2 protein-coding genes are annotated in these 1,831 nt (G+C 74.3%); one reads left to right on the top strand and one right to left on the bottom strand.

Annotated elements, in window-relative coordinates; translation table 11 throughout:
- Nucleotides 1–473, top strand: a 473-nt coding sequence (locus ACTS11_RS15515; protein WP_442641202.1) for an amidohydrolase family protein, incomplete at its 5' end; no start/stop codon positions are given.
- A 168-nt stretch (nt 474–641) separates the two neighbouring features.
- Here the strand turns inward: ACTS11_RS15515 and glmM are convergent.
- Nucleotides 642–1,831, bottom strand: a 1,190-nt coding sequence (gene glmM, locus ACTS11_RS15510; RefSeq protein WP_442641201.1) for a phosphoglucosamine mutase, incomplete at its 5' end; no start/stop codon positions are given.

Genomic DNA, 1,831 nt, shown 5'->3' with positions numbered 1-1,831 from the left:
AGATCGACCGCCTGTCGGAGGTCGGCGCCGCCGTGGTGCACTGCCCGACCTCGAACACCTTCATCGGCTCGGGGCTCCTCGACATGGGCCTGCGCGACCGGATGCGCGTCGGCCTCGCCACCGACACCGGCGGCGGCTCCTCCTTCTCTATGCTGAGGACCATGGCCGCGGCCTACGAGATCGCCCAGCTCCGCGGGCAGGCCCTCCACCCCTCCGAACTCCTCTGGCTCGCCACCGGCGCCTCGGCCGGGGCGCTGCGGCTCGGCGACCGGATCGGCCGGCTCGCGCCGGGCCTCGAGGCGGACCTCTGCGTCCTCGACCTCGCCTCGACGCCCGCCATCGCCCAGGCCGCGGCGCGCGCAGGCGACATCTGGCAGGCGCTCTTCCCCACGATCATGATGGGCGACGACCGCGCCGTTGCCGCGACCTACGTGGCCGGGCGCCCGCGCGAGCGTCCCGTCGCCCATCCCTGAGCGCGCCCCGCCTCCCCTTCATCCTGGCAAGAAACCTCCGGGGGAGGCGCGCGGAACCCCGCGCGCCCGGGGGCAGCGCCCCCGCGCCGGAGGTCCGCGCGGAGGCGCGGACCGACAGGAAGGCCGCGCGCGTCCCGGAACGGGGCGCGCACCGCCGGACCGGCCGCCTCAGGCGGAGGCCTCGACCGCACCCACGATCTCGTCCACCACCGCGCTCATCAGCGCCGCGTCCTCGGCCTCGGCCATCACGCGGATCAGCGGCTCGGTGCCCGACTTCCGGATCAGGAGACGCCCCTGCCCGGTCAGCCGCGCCTCGGCGGCGGCGATCGCGGCCTTCACCGGGTCGCGCTCGAGCGGCGCCGTCCCCGCCGCGTAGCGCACGTTCCGCAGGAGCTGCGGCACCGGCGCGAAGCGCCGCGAGAGCGCGCTCGCGGGCTCGCCCGTCCGCACCATCTCGGCCAGGAACTGCAGCGCCGCCATCAGCCCGTCGCCCGTCGTGGCGTAGTCGGTCATCACGATGTGCCCCGACTGCTCGCCGCCGAGGTTCAGCCCGTGCGCGCGCATCGCCTCGACCACGTAGCGGTCGCCCACGGCGGTGCGGTGGAGCTTCAGGCCGCGGTCGCCGAGGAAGCGCTCGAGCCCGAGGTTCGACATCACGGTCGCCACCAGCGTGCCCCCCGCGAGCCGGTCCTCCGCCGCCCAGCGCTCGGCCAGGAGCGCCATGATCTGGTCGCCGTCCGCCTCCTTCCCCGTCTCGTCGAGCAGGATCACCCGGTCCGCGTCCCCGTCGAGGCAGATGCCCACGTCCGCCCGGCTCTCGCGCACCTTCGCCGCCGCCGCCGCGGTCGAGGTCGAGCCGACGCCGTCGTTGATGTTGAAGCCGTCGGGCGAGACGCCGATCGGGGTGACCTCGGCGCCGAGCTCCCACAGGACCTCGGGCGCCGCACGGTAGGCCGCACCGTTGGCGCAGTCGATCACCACGCGGATGCCCTCCAGCGTCAGGCCGGACGGGAAGGTGCCCTTGACCCGCTCGACGTAGCGGAAGCGGCCGTCGTCGATCCGCTTGGCGCGCCCGATGTATTCGGCCCGCGCGGGCTCGACGCCCGCCTCGAGCAGCGACTCGATCTCCGCCTCCGCCTCGTCGGACAGCTTGAAGCCGTCCGGCCCGAAGAACTTGATCCCGTTGTCGGTCGCGGGGTTGTGGCTGGCCGAGATCATCACGCCGACATCCGCCCGCATCGACGGCGTCAGGAGGCCCACCGCGGGCGTCGGCACCGGACCGAGGAGAAGGACGTTCATCCCCGTCGAGGTGAAGCCCGCGGTCAGCGCGTTCTCCAGCATGTAGCACGAGAGCCGCG

The sequence above is a fragment of the Roseicyclus sp. genome (assembly GCF_052168335.1).
Lineage (GTDB): Bacteria > Pseudomonadota > Alphaproteobacteria > Rhodobacterales > Rhodobacteraceae > Roseibacterium.
This window is presented reverse-complemented; position numbering and strand designations above follow the sequence as displayed.